Source organism: Marinomonas colpomeniae (assembly GCF_014803385.1).
Classification (GTDB): domain Bacteria; phylum Pseudomonadota; class Gammaproteobacteria; order Pseudomonadales; family Marinomonadaceae; genus Marinomonas; species Marinomonas colpomeniae.
Genome location: NZ_JACYFC010000003.1, coordinates 212,226 through 227,238, shown reverse-complemented (window position 1 = coordinate 227,238; position 15,013 = coordinate 212,226). Strand labels below are relative to the sequence as shown.

Below are 15,013 nucleotides of genomic sequence, written 5' to 3'. Positions count from 1 at the left end.
ACTAGCAACTTTTAAAAAGTTCGGACAATTCCTTATTCAAAACCAATCTTTTGAGACTGGTTTAATTAGGATAGAGTCGTCTCGAACAAAGCCAGTAGTTTTTCGCTGTCTACTTCCATACAAACTTGCGTCATAGGAACATCGTTCCAATGAGGTGTTGGGAACTCCATACCTTGTGGTGCGAAAATAGTTTGACCAATACCGATACCTTCGCAAGCAACACGCACCGCGCCCAACTCAACACCAAAGATACTTGGATCCATCACATATGCAATAGTGGAAGCGTCATGGAAGTAACAGCCATCCATATCAAAACGACTGCTGTAGAAATTAATATAATGCTGAGCACAATCGTATAAAAAGTCACCCTCAACTGGATTAGCAATTTTGATACGCTCTAGAATAGAGTTATCAAGTAATACCTGATGAGTTACGTCTAGGCCAATCATAGTCACTTGCCAAGAAGCAGTGAATACAATGTCGGCTGCATGTGGGTCGTTCATTATGTTGGCTTCTGCTACTGGCGATACATTACCGTATTCAATCGCTGTGCCACCCATCAATACTACTTCGTCTACTAGGTTTGCCACTTCAGGATCAAGCTTCAATACTTCTGCCAAGTTACCCAATGGACCCAATGCAATGATAGTGACCTCGCCAGGATACTTACGAACAGTATCAACTATAAATTGCGCTGCACTTTTATCGATTGCTTTGCCTTTCGGTGCTGGCCAGTTGATGTTACCGAAGCCATCTTTACCATGAACGAAATCAGGATGCGGACGTGGGGCGATCACACTAGGAACCGCAACACCTTTGGCAACAGGCACATCGATTTTTGCAATTTCAACCAAAGTAATGGCATTTTTTGTTGCTAAATCAACTGACACATTACCAAATGTTGTTGTTAGACCCAATACTTCAAGTTCTGGTGCTTGGAAGGCAAAAAAGATCGCCATTGCATCATCTATACCTGGGTCTGTATCAATAATAATTTTACGGGCCATGCTAAGAATCCTTAATCGTTGTAATTTAATTAACTAGAAGTTATGAGTTGAAAGAAAGTCATCGACTTCTTTTGAATCCGGAATGGCGATCATAGCGCCAATTCGAGTCACACATATGGCAGAAGCGGCGCAGCCTCGCTTCATTGCATCTTGGATATTGGCTCCAGACAAAATAGCAGACATAGTAAAACCAATAAACGTGTCGCCTGCAGCGGTTGTATCCTTTGCCTCTACTTTGAAAGCAGAAACATAAAGATTGTCATCACCATCAAAGTAGCGCACACCATCACTACCTAATGTCATCAATACGGCCAAATCAGGATATTGTTCTGGTAACGCTTTTTCAGCAGCATCAATTGAATCAACACCCGCTAAATCCATGGCCTCTACTTCATTAACAATCAAAAGCGCTATGTAAGGCAACACAGACTTAGTTAGCTCAACATCCATTGGCGCTGGATTAAACGCGACTTTTAAGCCTTTTTTATGAGCCTCTATAACAATGTAGTCAACTAGGTTTGTTTCGTTTTGCAAAAGTACCCAATCGCCTTTTTCAGCGCCATTTAAAATCACATCAATTCGAGATTTTTCGAGACAATGGTTCGCACCAGAATAAAGAATGATAGAATTTTCTGCAGCTTTTGTTAGCTGAATAATAGCGTGCCCTGTTGGCGTATCAATATATTCAACCAACTCCACATTCACACCATAATCTTTTAATTCACTCAAAATAGCATGATCAAGCGAATTAACAGCACCAACGTGTTTAACCTGTGCTCCCGCTTTTGCTAAGGCCACAGATTGATTTGCGCCTTTACCACCTAATAAACACTGATAACTGTCCGATGCCATAGTCTCGCCAGGGCGCACAAAATGATCCAGCTGATAAAGGTGGTCTAGATTAATCGAACCGAAGTTATAAATTGTCATAATTTCTTTCCTTCAGGGTGAGCAAATCATTGGCTATGCGCCTTATCATTTGCTGTATAAAGCTAATCAGAATAATACACGCATTACGAATAAATACCTGACCGAATAGACAACATTATACAAATAATTAGATAGTTAGCTGAATAGTTTTCATCATTTTATTAAATAAAAAACGTAAATAAAAAAACGCCCCATCCTGTAAGAATGGAGCGCCTTTAACGAGTCTTATTACTTATTTATCGTTGTCTAAAAAACCACGGCCTTTTTGAGCAGCGATACGCATACGTAAAGCATTCAATTTAATGAAGCCTGCAGCGTCTTTTTGATCGTATGCACCCGCATCATCTTCAAATGTTGCGATAGAGCTATCGAACAAGCTGTTTGGAGATTGACGACCAACAACAGTCACGTTGCCTTTATACAACTTAAGGCGAACAGTACCGCTTACGTATTTCTGAGATGTGTCTATCAAAGCTTGCATCATGCGACGCTCTTCAGACCACCAAAAACCGTTGTAGATGATTTTTGCGTAGCGCGGCATCATTTCATCTTTTAGATGCATCGCTTCACGATCTAAAGTGATAGATTCGATTGCACGATGCGCTCTCATCATAATTGTGCCACCTGGTGTTTCGTAACAACCGCGAGCTTTCATACCAACAAAACGGTTTTCTACGATGTCTACACGGCCAATACCGTTCGCGCCACCAATCTTGTTCAATGTTTCCAAAATAGTTGCTGGAGACATAGCTTCGCCGTTAATAGAAATTGGATCACCTTTTTCGTAACCAATTTCAATGTAAGTTGCTTCATTTGGCGCATCTTCAGGAGACACTGACCAACGCCACATGTCATCTTCAGGCTCTGTCCAAGGGTCTTCTAACTGGTCACCCTCAAAAGAGATATGCAACAAATTAGCATCCATAGAATAAGGAGACTTTTTCTTCTTAGTAGAAAAATCTACTGGGATTTTATGTTCTTCACAATACGCCATTAGCGTTTCGCGAGAAGTAAGATCCCATTCGCGCCATGGTGCAATCACTTGAACGCCAGGTTTTAATGCGTAAGCTCCAAGTTCAAAACGTACTTGGTCGTTACCTTTACCTGTTGCGCCATGAGAAATAGCATCTGCGCCAGTTTCGTTAGCGATTTCAATTAAACGCTTAGCGATTAAAGGGCGAGCAATAGAAGTACCTAATAGATACTCACCTTCGTAAATTGTGTTTGCACGGAACATAGGAAATACGAAATCGCGAACAAACTCTTCACGCAAATCTTCGATGTAGATTTCCTTAATACCCAACGCTTGAGCTTTAGCGCGAGCTGGTTCAACTTCTTCACCCTGACCCAAATCAGCGGTAAAGGTAACCACTTCACAGTTATACTCTTCTTGAAGCCACTTCGCGATTACCGAAGTATCCAGGCCGCCGGAGTAGGCAAGCACTACCTTCTTCACGTCAGACATTATATCTATTCTCCTAAACAGTCTCGCGCTCCCACACCAGTAAAACGGTGGCGCAAATGATTTAAAAAAGGGGGGGTGTAAGTGTAAGATTTCGACTCTTGCTTAGCAAGTAAAAAGCCCCGTACTACTCAGAAAATTAAGTAAAACGAGGCTCTTTTTATAATTTTTTTATAATCAAGAATTAACTATCGTCGGATTTCTCTAAACGAATCGTCACCCTGCGATTACGCTCTCTTCCTTGCTTAGTGTTATTTGTCGTAGAAGGGTAACGCTCCCCATGATAGCGAGACACTATTTTATCTACAGGAACACCTTGATCTAATAAATAGGCGGTCACTTTCTCAGCACGAATTTTTGATAGTTCACGGTTATCTCGACGAGATCCCTGAAAATCAGTGTGACCATCTATATAAATGTACCCAACACTAGGGTCAGATGAAACATACAAGGCAACCAGATCCAAGCGCGCTTTAATTCGCTCTGTTAGATTTATGCCATTAATAGGAAACAAGGCAGCGGTTCTTGCGATCTGATCATAATTAACAGGTAATAAACTGGACAAACAACGACGAAATTCATTATAAGCGGGCGCGAAGTTAATATTAGATAACCCCACTTCAACTGTTTCACGCTCATTTTCCCAGGCTCGTCCCGCTACAACAGGATGACGACCACGATCTAAGCTGGTCAACATTCTTTCTGCTACTTGACCACCTACTTCAACAGTAAGACCGTACCCAGGGTAAGCTAGAATATCCAATGTTTCAGGTTTAACACCCGGAGACCAACTAGGCGCTTGAGAAATAATATAAACTTGACCAGGGCCTATTTTTTCATTTCGCGGCTGCAAAATGAATTTCATAGGTTCGCCAGCTTCTTTTATAAAGTGGCCTTCACCATAATGTGGGACAGGATGCGTTAAGCTGCACGAAAAAATATCGCCAGATAACAGCCACTCTGAATCCGTAATACCGGATTGGTAGTGTGTCATTGCACTTGCTTGGCCAAATGGCGTACAGGCAGACAATAAAAATACAGTACGAATTAGAAGTTGTTGGGTAATTCCCATTTAGACGTCTCGTTCAAACATTATCAATTGTGTTATGATCCGATGCTATTATATACCGTCATTGCTTATCAAGCGGCAGATTTAAGGACCTTCTTTTGTCAAACCATGAAATTAAAGATCGATTCCGCGGCTTCCTACCTATTGTTATCGACGTAGAAACCGCAGGCTTTAATCATAAAACAGATGCTTTATTAGAAATGGCCGCCAGTATCCTGAGAATGGATGAAAATGGTGACCTCTATATCTATGAAACGCTCGAGTTTTTGATCAAGCCATTTGAAGGTGCGAACCTAGAAAAAGCTGCATTGGACTTTACTGGCATCGACCCTTTTGCCCCAGATAGACAAGATATTCCAGAGCAGGAAGCATTGTCTCAAATGTTTTCTAAAGTACGTAAAGAATTAAAGTCTGTAGACTGCAAGCGTGCAATTTTGGTTGGCCATAATGCTGCCTTTGATCATGGTTTTTTAAATGCCGCGATTGAACGAGCAGACATTAAGCGTAACCCTTTCCACCCTTTTTCTAGCTTTGATACTGCTAGTTTGGCGGGTTTAGTATATGGACAAACCGTATTAGCCAAAGCTTGTGAAGTGGCTGCAATTCCATTTAGTAATGCTGAAGCGCATTCTGCGAAATACGATACAGAAAAAACCGCCGAGCTATTTTGTGAAATGGTTAATCGCTTAAAACGTCTTGGTGGCTGGCCGTTAGTTGAAAACCAAACAGAAGACGATATGGCTTCTATTTTTAACTCAGGAAAGTAATCATAGAATAAAAACGAGTATTCAAATTTAAAGCTCGTTTTTTCTTTATCCAGACGGTGTGAATTAGCATGAACGGAAAACGAATTTTATATTTGTTGTTAGGGTGGTTTTCCCTGATCACAGGCATTATTGGGATTTTCTTACCATTGCTTCCGACAACACCACTTGTGCTATTAGCCGCTTGGTGTTTCTCTCACTCATCTGAACGTTTTCATTCCTGGTTACTAAACCATAAGTTTTTTGGCCCTATCGTAAATGACTGGCAATCATCTGATGGCATTCCAAAGCGCTCACGAAATCGAGCGATCCTTTTCATGTGGGCGGGGATGCTTATTTCTATTTTGATGGTGTCACGTTTTTGGGCAACTATTACACTTATCTCAATTGGTATCTGCGTTAGTATCTATTTATTACGCATGCCCCTACGAACTGAAGAAACAAACACTAATACTACAGACGACAAAGATAAAAACTGCTAGTTTTCAGCTATATCAATAAACACTATTTATACAAAAAACTTTCATGGAATATTTTAAAGGCTCCACACAATGACTCGCCGACACTTTAGAAACTTTGTTTTTTTTCCTTTTTCTTTTCTTGTGGTGCTAATCACAATTATTTGGATTGCTACGCCTTTTATCGCCAAGCATTACTTAACCGCTTATTTTACTGAACATGATAAAACGCTTTCCATTGAAAACTTATCGGTGGATTTTTTTCCACCTAAAATTGACATGAAAAACCTTACTCTTACTGACCAAACACAAAGTACAATGTCATTAAAACATGCGGTGTTTGAAGTAAGAATCTGGCCACTAATCTCTCGTACCATTCATATATCTGAAGCTGAAATTGATGGCTTTAACATCACGGTAGCGCAACAAGAAAATGATTGGATAGTAGCGGGCATAAATACCGCGCAATATATTAATAAAGAAGACATTAAAACAGAAGAAAACAGCGAAACATCTGACCAAAAAGAAAGCGCACCTTGGAAAATAGAACTTCCGGTATTTTCTTTTACTAATAGCCGTTTAAGTCTATCTCGCCAGCCTAATTTAACTGCCCCTGCTGAATTAGATGAAATATCTCTCAAAGCGCTGAAAATCAAAGACCTATCCGGTGAAGGCCTACAGTGGGAAGGTGATATCACTTTATCTGCGTTGGTTAATCAAGCGAGCCTATCTTTAAACAGCCAATTTAATTATTCACCAGAGCTTATTAACGCCGATATCACTATCGACAAGACTAGCCTTTCGATAGAAAGCTTCCAACACTTTATTCCAGCCCCATTCAATGCAGGCAAAGGACAATTAAACTTAGACAGCCGCTTTCAATTCGAACAAAAACAAGTGAATGGTGTTGTCTCCTATAAGCTTAAAAACTTGAATTTTAGCTCTACAATAAAAGAACTAGATTTAGAGTTAAATGACACTGACAGGGTTACAACAGATGCGACTACACTAGCATTAACAAAAGCCTCTGTTCATTTTTTCTCAGCGGATAAATTAGAAGCTTCTGGGCTGCTAGACCTACAATCTAAGCAATCTACTTTCTCTCAATCAGACCAAACGATTCAATTTAGCCAGCTCGCGTTTGCACTTCCAATTGACGTAAAACGGAATGAGCAAGGCCTTACCGCGAACATAGAAAACACAACATTAGAAATTAACGACTTATTAGCAGCCTTAGACAACTTAGATGTTGATAGCAAAGCATTAAATATAGGACTAACAGACGTTGCTTTTTCAATGGATCCACAAGAAGCAATAACCGCTTCTTTAAGCAGTCAAATACAAAGCAAAGTCCTATCTGTAAAACAAGCGGAGAACACTGCTAACTATGAACTGTTCAATTTATCTAACACCCTTTCATTAACGAAAGGCAAAGATATTCTATCAGCTCAAAATGATAAGCTCAGTATTGATATTAAAGGATTAAATGCCTTACAAGGTGATGGGAAGTCTCTCTCACTGGAAACGGCAAAACTAACAGTTGAGCAATTGTTAGCAGACATACAACTTCCAGCAGATAATCAATTCGAACCAGAGACTCAACAAGCAGCACCTATTTTAACGGGTACTAACATTAATTTTTCTAGCCAAATGTTAGATGTTAAAATGGCAGATAATAAACGTATGGCAGAATGGGAAAATGCCGACATTAACGAGTTATCTTTTACGCAGCAAGATGAAACATTTGAACTCACCCTAACTCAATTAGCCATAATAGGTTTAACTTTGTCCGAAGCGTTAACTACGACAAAAGATGAGCAAGCTCTGCTACCCTTAAGCCATATTGGTAAAATCACCATCGAGGACATTGCCGCCAACCAAGATGGCGCTAAAATAAACACCATAGTCACAAATTCACTAAAAGTGAACCTCATGATTGATGCGGAAAAGCGCATAGAAAACCTTGTGTTTGTTGAAGAGAAAAAACAAGCGTCACTAACGCCTACTCTAAAAGGTTCAACATCTCCAAAAAACACAGATGCAGAAGTAATCATCGAAGGCACACCTGATGCAGAACAAAACCCAGCATTTAAAGCACCCTATTACGTCATATTAAACACTTTCGATACTACCGGTGATTCAGGTATATATGTACAAGACAATAGTATTTCGCCAACACTACAACGCTCATTAGAAATAGATACTTTATCGCTGCGAAACCTAAACACCCAAGATAAAGAACAAGCGACCGTATTCGAATTAAAAGCTCGCAACGGGAAATACTCAACTCTAACTAGTGACGTCACTATTTGGCCTCTTGCTGATAAACTCACCATGAAAAGTGAGCTAGTTATTAAAGAAGCGGAGTTACCACCCTATTCATCATATATAGCCAATGCATTGGGTTATCAAATTAACTCTGGCCAATTAGATTTAGACTTGAAGCTTAATTCAAACGACGGTGTTTTAGATGGCAATTCCCATGTATTACTCAGGAAGTTTGAGCTAGGCGGCCGGAAAGAAAGCAGTTCGGTTGTTAGTGCTGGCGCCATTCCGCTCAATATGGCCGTTGGCATTTTAAAGGACAGCAATGACAATATAGATTTGGAAATCCCTCTTTCTGGAGACATAAATAACCCAGAATTTGGTTGGACAAATTTTATGATATTACCTGTTAGAAAAGCGCTCTACAGTGTTTCTAGTAGCTATTTAATGCAGACCTTTGTTCCATACGCGAATGTTATTAGTATTGTTCAATTTGCAGGTGAACAGCTATTAAAAGTCCGTGTAGAACCGCTTATTTTTGAGGCAGGAGATAATCAATTAAATGATTCTCAAGATGTATTTTTACAGCAATTACTAGCATTAATGAGAGACAAAAAAGACAGTCAATTGAAAGTGTGCGGGATAACCAGCTATCTTGATCTAGGTTATGAGACGCCCCCTAAGTCTTTAGATGCTGATACTCAAGCGATTGCCAAAACCTTAGCACAAGACAGATCAAACCATCTAAAAGATTATTTAGTTGAGCAAGGTATCACCTCTTCTCGTATATTGCTTTGTTCTCCTGAGATAGATTTGTCAAAAAGCAGCAAACCAAGAGTAGTGCTTACTTTTTAAAGACGATACTAGATACTTTTATTGCATAACGGTAAGCACGACAAGACAGGTCATAAGCCGCATTAACAGACAGTTAATGCGGCTTTTTAAACGTTTTCTAAAAACAATAAGAAATAAAATAGAAAGCGTTAGAAAATTGACTGACATCAAGAGTAAAAAATCTTAACTAGGCTAGTCTTAAGGAAAGAAAATAAATATAAGGAGGCAATTATGCCAATCGAAGATCACAGCTTAGCGAATGAATTTCCAGAGTTCAAAGACGACATTCATCAATTAAAAATGGACGATGCGCACTTCAAAAAACTTTATGATGAATACAATCATCTAACAAAAGAAGTGGCTAAGATGGAACAAGAAATCATTCCATCTACTACAGTAGAAGAGGAAAATTTAAAAAAGCAGCGCCTTCAACTAAAAGATACAATTCAAGGTTACATTAAGGCGTCAAAGCTCGCGGCTGAAAAAGCTTAATCTAAAGATCTATGTCACATAAAAAAGCAGGTCATTAGATCTGCTTTTTTATGCTCCTCACTTATCATTCACTTTCTATTTTCAATAAAATCGATTAGGTTACTTTTCTATTAAGCATTTTTCTCATGCATTGAAATGATAGTGACGGAAGCCACCGAGCGGTTAAAATACTCTTCTTTGACATTCAAGTAGTCTGGGTTAGAAAAAATTGATCCATAATTTCTTTACTAGGAAAATCGATCGTAAATACCCTATTAATAGGTTCTTTCGTTTTTGACTGCAACACATCACTCACTTTAAAGTCATAACCAAAACGGCCGCCAAATGAATGAAGAATTGGAGTCATACTTTCACGGTACTTTTGGTATTCTTCATCATTACTGACTTCTAAAGCCATTATTCTTTCGAACATTATCTATTCTCCATATACCATAAACACTTAACGCATCATTAAAAATACGTTCTAGTAAACCAATGTAAATAACAAGCTATTCAGACTGAAGGTAGGTTTTGAAGTAACCATTGCTTGAGTTGCGCTTTTGGTAGCGCACCAGACATACGCGCTATTTCTTTGCCCTGATGAAATATCATTAAGGTCGGAATAGAACGGATATTATAACCACCAGCTGTGGTTTGATTGCTCTCAGTATTCAACTTAACAAAACAAGCCTGAGTAGACATTTCAGCGGCTACTTGCTCATAAATAGGAGCAAACTGTTTACACGGCCCGCACCATGGAGCCCAAAAATCAACCACCACAGGTAATCCATTATCCGTAACATAACGTTTGAAGTTTTGATCACTACCTACGATAGGGTTTGTTGAAAGAATAGACTTTCCGCATTTACCACATATTGGTTTGTCATTAAGTTTGCTTTTAGGGAGTCGATTTTTTGTATTGCAACTTGGGCAAATTATTTGGATAGATGAATCAGTCATTTAAAATCTCAATATAAATATTTTTTAGTATCGTTTAAAAGCAGAGTGTAACGTCAAAATAATAGACTATGTTTTGTGTATTGCTTACTGCCCTATCGGCTCTCTGGATTTGTATTTTTTAAAGCATTAGAAAATTCTTTTATTTCCTGAATCGTATATTTTGTATTTACTCGGTTAGTGGATGCGGGCTGATTTTTCAGACTTATCCCCTTCCTATGCTCTTTTGCAGGACGTATAGGTCTTGACGAAAAACCTCCTCCACAATTGGGGCAAACATTATTCAAAAGATTCTCTACACAAGACCGACAAAAGGTACATTCATACGTACAAATACAAGCTTCAGAAGAGGTCGAAGGAAGGTCTTTATCACATCCTTCACAGTTAGGACGAAGTTCTAACATTAAATCTTACTCACTATTATCAATTTAATATGACATCCGATTCATACTAAGGTGCATTACGATCGGATGGCGTTTTCTTAAAATCCTTAACAACGTGGTGAGGATCGACCTCTGTCCTATGATCACTCGTTGCCTGAGCCCACCAAATAAGCTGTTTAAAAGTTCGACCAAAATAGTCAAACCAAGATGCCTGATCTTCTCCTACTACCATTGAACCATCCGCCTCAAACACGTCTTGTGCTTTAGGCACATGAATCATTGCGGAAACAGAAAGACAACCTAGCTCTGAAAGAAACGTTCGCATACCAACAGCGGCACGCATCCCACCCCATTGACCAGCGGAATAAGTCACGATTGCACTTGGTTTATATGAAAACAAAGAGCTTCCAAAATGATTTAGTAAATTAGTTAATGCAGGGCTCATTGAGTGGTTATATTCTGGGCTGATCATAATAAAACCATCTGCTAACTCAATCTTTTCTGCCAACTCATCAAGTGCTGATGGCGCCTTACCTTTGGAATAAGAAAAATGCGGTTTAAAAACAGACTCTAATGGATAATCCAAGGCATCAATCAGCTCCACTTCATGTTCACTATATTGGCTAACTAAACATTCAATGCAGGCGTTGGATACCCGTTGGCCAAGGCGAGCAGGTTTAGGTGGTGTACTATCGCGGACTGTACCTAAAAAAATAAGAAACTTCATATGTAGCCTCGACATGTTGAATTTAAGATATAAATAACATCCTATTAACAGATCAGCTTATCTACTTTCTATCTTCACTAAATATAGATAAGTCAGACTGTAAAGCGCACCAATTTGATCGATACCTTGTATAAATCTGAGCATCTATTATTACTGGAATATCATCATTGAATGTAGCAATTGCCAATTCAATTTTTTCTATTGGGGTATTTTTCACTCTAAAACCTAGGCTTGAACCACACTCCTGACAAAATGTACGTATCGTCCCGTTTGGAGCGGTGTAGTGCTTAAGATGTTCAACACCAGAATGCCACGTTAACCCAACAACACCAACCAACGTGCCAAATGCTGCTCCGTGAAACTTTTGACACATGGTGCAGTAGCAATTAGCCGCTTCTTCGCTAAAACCATTCACTTCAAAAGTGACTTTATTACACAAACAAGAACCTTGATAAGTGTGACTCATATTAGTTCGCTCTTTTTATTAAATCTATCTGTGATCTAAGGTTTATCCTGCCAACCCTCTAAGACCATAACTCGTTTTTGCGGCCTTAACAGCACGAAGCACAGCCGTTGCCATTACTTCTGCAGCAAGTGCACCAATAATAGAAACATCCGCCTTACGCGTACCGGTAGAAAGTGTAAAAATAGTATCGCCGTCATGCAGAGTATGGATAGGATTGATGACACGAGCAAAGCCATCATGAGCCATCATGGAAACCTTAGTCGCTTGAGACTTAGTCAAGGCCGCATTCGTCGCAATGGCACCAATGGTTGTATTCGACATTCTTGGATTTGGGCCGCCTGCTGCCATCTTTTTATACAAGTTCATGGTCCCAACAAAATCACTTTTGTCTTCCGTTAATGCACCAGCAATAATCTGCCCCGTAGTTGGATCAATCACATCACCCAAACAATTAACTGCGACAATAGCACCAATCACAATGCCATCAAAATTAAGGCTTGCCGTACCTAGGCCGCCTTTCATGGCTAAATGCATACCGCCGACTTTCCCCACCGATGCGCCAGTTCCTGCACCAATATTGCCACAACGAGCCTCATCTCCAACCGCATTTAAACAGGCTTGATAACCCATTTCACGATCTGGCCTTGCATGATAATCCTGTACTGGCAAATCAAATAGCACAGCCCCTGGAACAATAGGCACAACCCCTAAGCCAACATCATAGCCACGTTTTTTTTCTTCACACCAGCGCATTACACCATCAGCACCAGCAAGGCCATAAGCACTGCCACCGCCTAAATATAAAGCGTGTATTTCTTCAATTAAATTAACTGGATTAAGCGCATCGGTTTCTCGCGTTCCAGGACCACCGCCCGCAACATCAACGCCGCATACAGCACCGTCTTCAGGAATAATAACCGTACATCCAGTACCACCAATAAGATCTTCGGCGTGACCAACGTTAATACCAGGTACATCACAAATTGAATTAAGCATAAATTAAAACCTTACTATTAAATCTAATGTCTATTACTTTAACCCCATCACGGCGGACTGATGGAAATCACGAAAATACAAAACAACCTGAAAAATAAACCTGTTTTTTTCCTATGAACGACAGTAAATCGCCTCTAAAAATACCACACTGAATATTTTTAATAATTGATACTAAAGCGATTTTTTCTTTTCTGCTAGGTCTAAAAGAAAGAAGTAAATGTGACATCATAAAAGACAAAATTAGGAAAAGAAAAGCTGACTTGGTTTAAATAAAAAATGAAGCCACAGCAATGTAAACATAAATAATGCAACGTCACTCTGACCTCATTTATATCAAGTATCTTTCGATATTAGATGTCTTAAGTTAACCATTCAGGCGTCCTCTCCGCAGCGCTACCTGTTATCGCTTCTTGAACACAGTCACCTAGACCTAAAAATTTAAATGCTCTTCCTGTCATACCTGGGCCGTAATGGGCATATTTAGCCGAGTTAGTACAAATAACTTTTGCCTCATGAGGAATAATGGGATCTTGTATCATGCACCAACAGGTATCAGTAATAATTTCCGCGCCAAAATCCTCAACTATTTTGATATAACCAGCCTCTTCCGCTTGAGCAACTACAGCTCGACCCGCTGTGATGTACATACTCACTTTAGCGGCAATACTCTTGCCTGCACATAACCTTGCTAGCTTTTCAAATTCAGTAAACGAAAAGTGAGGATTTCCTAAAGAGATAAGATCACTGCTTTCATGTTTCGCTCCACTCAACTCTTCCCAACTTTTAAATAAATCAGAACATAAGAGTGTCACCTTTTCGACTTTGTGGGTGTCAGCCAAAACGTGATCAAGGGTTTTCGCCTCCGGCGTCACTCCCGTAATATGGAACATTGCTGCACTCGACACTGTCGCAAAAGCAGCGCCAAAGGCTTTCAAATCATCTAGGTCTGGTTCAAGACTTTCAGCTCCATCTACAACAGGTATTCGATTTCCAGCCAATTTACCTACGTAATAACCCAGCAAAGGGTAGAAAAGATCGTCGATTGCCGGAAGATTATTTAATGTTATTTGCAATGTCGCTTTTCGATATTCATTAATATGCGCGCCTGCCAAGGGCGCTCGTCCTGTTAGCGCAATACAAGCATCCAGAAAATCAGGGTACTTCATAGTACGAGCACCCAATACACTGTTTGCAAAAACCACCGCATTGGATTCAGCCCATGCAATTTGCTCACCTTGCTCAGGTGCTGTGTCTAACAAATAAGGCGCACAGGTAAAGGTGGCTTTAGCCCCCATCGCAACATAAGCATCTGCCAATGCACTGGCTTGGGTACCAAAATCAGATGGAACGCCTTGGGATTCCCAGCGAAGGTAATCGACTGAGATAGAATTTAATGAAGTAGGTACCGCAAACTCGCCACCCATTTCATGTAGCTTTTGAGCAAACCTAAGAGAAGCTTCTCCAGTATAAATACAACCATCAATATGGACCTGACTAACATCAATCAAGGCCTTTGCACCCGCTAGTTTCGCCATATGTAAAATGACCTTCATTGCAACTTGAGCTGCTAGGCTTTTTTCGCCATTCAGTAAACTACGATCATAATCGCTTAAGGTTATTTCATTCCATATCAAACTCTTTTCAGAAGCAGAATCAAAAGGTAAATTCGTTGTAAACCGCTGTTCAGAACATTGAACCTTTTCACCTATAATAGAAGCGTATTTTTGGTTTGATATTTTCTCAAATTCATCCGCTTCCAGCATCACAACAGGAATCGATTTATCAAACATCTCCTGAGCAATCCAAACGCCTAACGTAATAATGTCATCAGGCCTTGAAATAATAATTGCATCCGGCCCTTTACCATTCACCATCATCTCAAGAATAACACCACTGCCAGAACACGAGCCTCGACCACCGGGCAACACTAATATTTTGCCCTGTAAAAAATGACCACAAAGCGGATGATGCTGATCAATAATCTCACCTTTTTCAGGCTCCACACCGCCCCAAAAGCTGAGCTCAGTTTCACAAGACAGAACCTCACCGCTGGCTTGCCCTACTACAAATGGTTCACCAGATAAACTTAAAAAAGAAGGTATTGTCATCGTCTCACAGCCTTTTTCCTTACATCAATAGCATTCAATACTGTCATAAAAAAGATACGGTCACATAACCTACAAAGCTTTAATCATATTTAATATTTCTCATGTCGTATGTAGGC

15 protein-coding genes are annotated in these 15,013 nt (G+C 39.8%); 4 read left to right on the top strand and 11 right to left on the bottom strand.

Annotation, left to right across the window (positions count from 1 at the left end; translation table 11 throughout):
• Positions 1–65: 65 nt before the first annotated feature.
• From IF202_RS10400 to IF202_RS10385, 4 genes are all read right to left on the bottom strand, one after another.
• Entirely contained in the window at positions 66–1,007 is a 942-nt protein-coding gene (locus tag IF202_RS10400) for a nucleoside hydrolase (protein WP_191594835.1), read from the bottom strand.
• 33 nt (positions 1,008–1,040) lie between these two features.
• Positions 1,041–1,937 carry a ribokinase gene (locus tag IF202_RS10395; protein ID WP_191594834.1) on the bottom strand — a complete coding sequence of 299 codons (897 nt, stop codon included), beginning with the start codon at positions 1,935–1,937 and terminating at the stop codon, positions 1,041–1,043.
• A gap of 232 nt (positions 1,938–2,169) precedes the next feature.
• Entirely contained in the window at positions 2,170–3,402 is a 1,233-nt protein-coding gene (locus tag IF202_RS10390) for an argininosuccinate synthase (RefSeq protein ID WP_191594833.1), read from the bottom strand.
• Between the two features lie 181 nt (positions 3,403–3,583).
• Entirely contained in the window at positions 3,584–4,471 is an 888-nt protein-coding gene (locus tag IF202_RS10385; RefSeq protein ID WP_191594832.1) for a flagellar protein MotY, read from the bottom strand.
• Between the two features lie 95 nt (positions 4,472–4,566).
• Between IF202_RS10385 and rnt the strand changes: the two genes are divergently transcribed.
• The 4 genes from rnt to IF202_RS10365 all read left to right on the top strand — a co-directional run bounded on the left by rnt (position 4,567) and on the right by IF202_RS10365 (position 9,281).
• Positions 4,567–5,235, top strand: a complete 669-nt coding sequence (gene rnt, locus IF202_RS10380) for a ribonuclease T (RefSeq protein ID WP_191594831.1) — start codon at positions 4,567–4,569, stop codon at positions 5,233–5,235.
• Between the two features lie 68 nt (positions 5,236–5,303).
• Entirely contained in the window at positions 5,304–5,714 is a 411-nt protein-coding gene (locus tag IF202_RS10375) for a YbaN family protein (protein ID WP_191594830.1), read from the top strand.
• A 69-nt stretch (positions 5,715–5,783) separates the two neighbouring features.
• Entirely contained in the window at positions 5,784–8,810 is a 3,027-nt protein-coding gene (locus IF202_RS10370; RefSeq protein ID WP_191594829.1) for a DUF748 domain-containing protein, read from the top strand.
• 210 nt (positions 8,811–9,020) lie between these two features.
• A complete protein-coding gene (locus IF202_RS10365; protein ID WP_191594828.1) occupies positions 9,021–9,281 on the top strand; it encodes a YdcH family protein in 261 nt (86 codons plus the stop codon).
• A 184-nt stretch (positions 9,282–9,465) separates the two neighbouring features.
• Here IF202_RS10365 and IF202_RS10360 read toward each other — a convergent pair whose 3' ends face one another.
• The 7 genes from IF202_RS10360 to lhpI all read right to left on the bottom strand — a co-directional run bounded on the left by IF202_RS10360 (position 9,466) and on the right by lhpI (position 14,897).
• Positions 9,466–9,693: a DUF1330 domain-containing protein gene (locus tag IF202_RS10360; RefSeq protein ID WP_235963459.1), complete on the bottom strand. Its 228-nt coding sequence runs from the start codon at positions 9,691–9,693 to the stop codon at positions 9,466–9,468.
• 80 nt (positions 9,694–9,773) lie between these two features.
• Positions 9,774–10,220: a thioredoxin TrxC gene (trxC, locus tag IF202_RS10355; protein WP_191594827.1), complete on the bottom strand. Its 447-nt coding sequence runs from the start codon at positions 10,218–10,220 to the stop codon at positions 9,774–9,776.
• A 92-nt stretch (positions 10,221–10,312) separates the two neighbouring features.
• On the bottom strand, positions 10,313–10,621 hold the full coding sequence (locus tag IF202_RS10350; RefSeq protein WP_191594826.1) for a DUF1272 domain-containing protein: 309 nt from the start codon (positions 10,619–10,621) through the stop codon (positions 10,313–10,315).
• 46 nt (positions 10,622–10,667) lie between these two features.
• A complete protein-coding gene (locus IF202_RS10345) occupies positions 10,668–11,327 on the bottom strand; it encodes an NADPH-dependent FMN reductase (RefSeq protein ID WP_191594825.1) in 660 nt (219 codons plus the stop codon).
• A gap of 61 nt (positions 11,328–11,388) precedes the next feature.
• Positions 11,389–11,793: a GFA family protein gene (locus IF202_RS10340; RefSeq protein ID WP_191594824.1), complete on the bottom strand. Its 405-nt coding sequence runs from the start codon at positions 11,791–11,793 to the stop codon at positions 11,389–11,391.
• A 42-nt stretch (positions 11,794–11,835) separates the two neighbouring features.
• Positions 11,836–12,789, bottom strand: a complete 954-nt coding sequence (locus tag IF202_RS10335) for a P1 family peptidase (RefSeq protein ID WP_191594823.1) — start codon at positions 12,787–12,789, stop codon at positions 11,836–11,838.
• Between the two features lie 359 nt (positions 12,790–13,148).
• Entirely contained in the window at positions 13,149–14,897 is a 1,749-nt protein-coding gene (gene lhpI, locus IF202_RS10330) for a cis-3-hydroxy-L-proline dehydratase (protein WP_206705460.1), read from the bottom strand.
• Positions 14,898–15,013 lie beyond the last annotated feature (116 nt).

Bases quoted from the DNA above. Each gene is read 5' to 3' on its own strand.
- trxC (WP_191594827.1), bottom strand. From the start codon at position 10,220: ATGACTGATTCATCTATCCAAATAATTTGCCCAAGTTGCAATACAAAA.
- IF202_RS10345 (WP_191594825.1), bottom strand. From the start codon at position 11,327: ATGAAGTTTCTTATTTTTTTAGGTACAGTCCGCGATAGTACACCACCT.
- IF202_RS10395 (WP_191594834.1), bottom strand. From the start codon at position 1,937: ATGACAATTTATAACTTCGGTTCGATTAATCTAGACCACCTTTATCAG.
- lhpI (WP_206705460.1), bottom strand. From the start codon at position 14,897: ATGACAATACCTTCTTTTTTAAGTTTATCTGGTGAACCATTTGTAGTA.
- IF202_RS10390 (WP_191594833.1), bottom strand. From the start codon at position 3,402: ATGTCTGACGTGAAGAAGGTAGTGCTTGCCTACTCCGGCGGCCTGGAT.
- IF202_RS10370 (WP_191594829.1), top strand. From the start codon at position 5,784: ATGACTCGCCGACACTTTAGAAACTTTGTTTTTTTTCCTTTTTCTTTT.
- IF202_RS10385 (WP_191594832.1), bottom strand. From the start codon at position 4,471: ATGGGAATTACCCAACAACTTCTAATTCGTACTGTATTTTTATTGTCT.
- IF202_RS10360 (WP_235963459.1), bottom strand. From the start codon at position 9,693: ATGTTCGAAAGAATAATGGCTTTAGAAGTCAGTAATGATGAAGAATAC.
- IF202_RS10400 (WP_191594835.1), bottom strand. From the start codon at position 1,007: ATGGCCCGTAAAATTATTATTGATACAGACCCAGGTATAGATGATGCA.
- IF202_RS10375 (WP_191594830.1), top strand. From the start codon at position 5,304: ATGAACGGAAAACGAATTTTATATTTGTTGTTAGGGTGGTTTTCCCTG.
- IF202_RS10365 (WP_191594828.1), top strand. From the start codon at position 9,021: ATGCCAATCGAAGATCACAGCTTAGCGAATGAATTTCCAGAGTTCAAA.
- IF202_RS10350 (WP_191594826.1), bottom strand. From the start codon at position 10,621: ATGTTAGAACTTCGTCCTAACTGTGAAGGATGTGATAAAGACCTTCCT.
- IF202_RS10335 (WP_191594823.1), bottom strand. From the start codon at position 12,789: ATGCTTAATTCAATTTGTGATGTACCTGGTATTAACGTTGGTCACGCC.
- IF202_RS10340 (WP_191594824.1), bottom strand. From the start codon at position 11,793: ATGAGTCACACTTATCAAGGTTCTTGTTTGTGTAATAAAGTCACTTTT.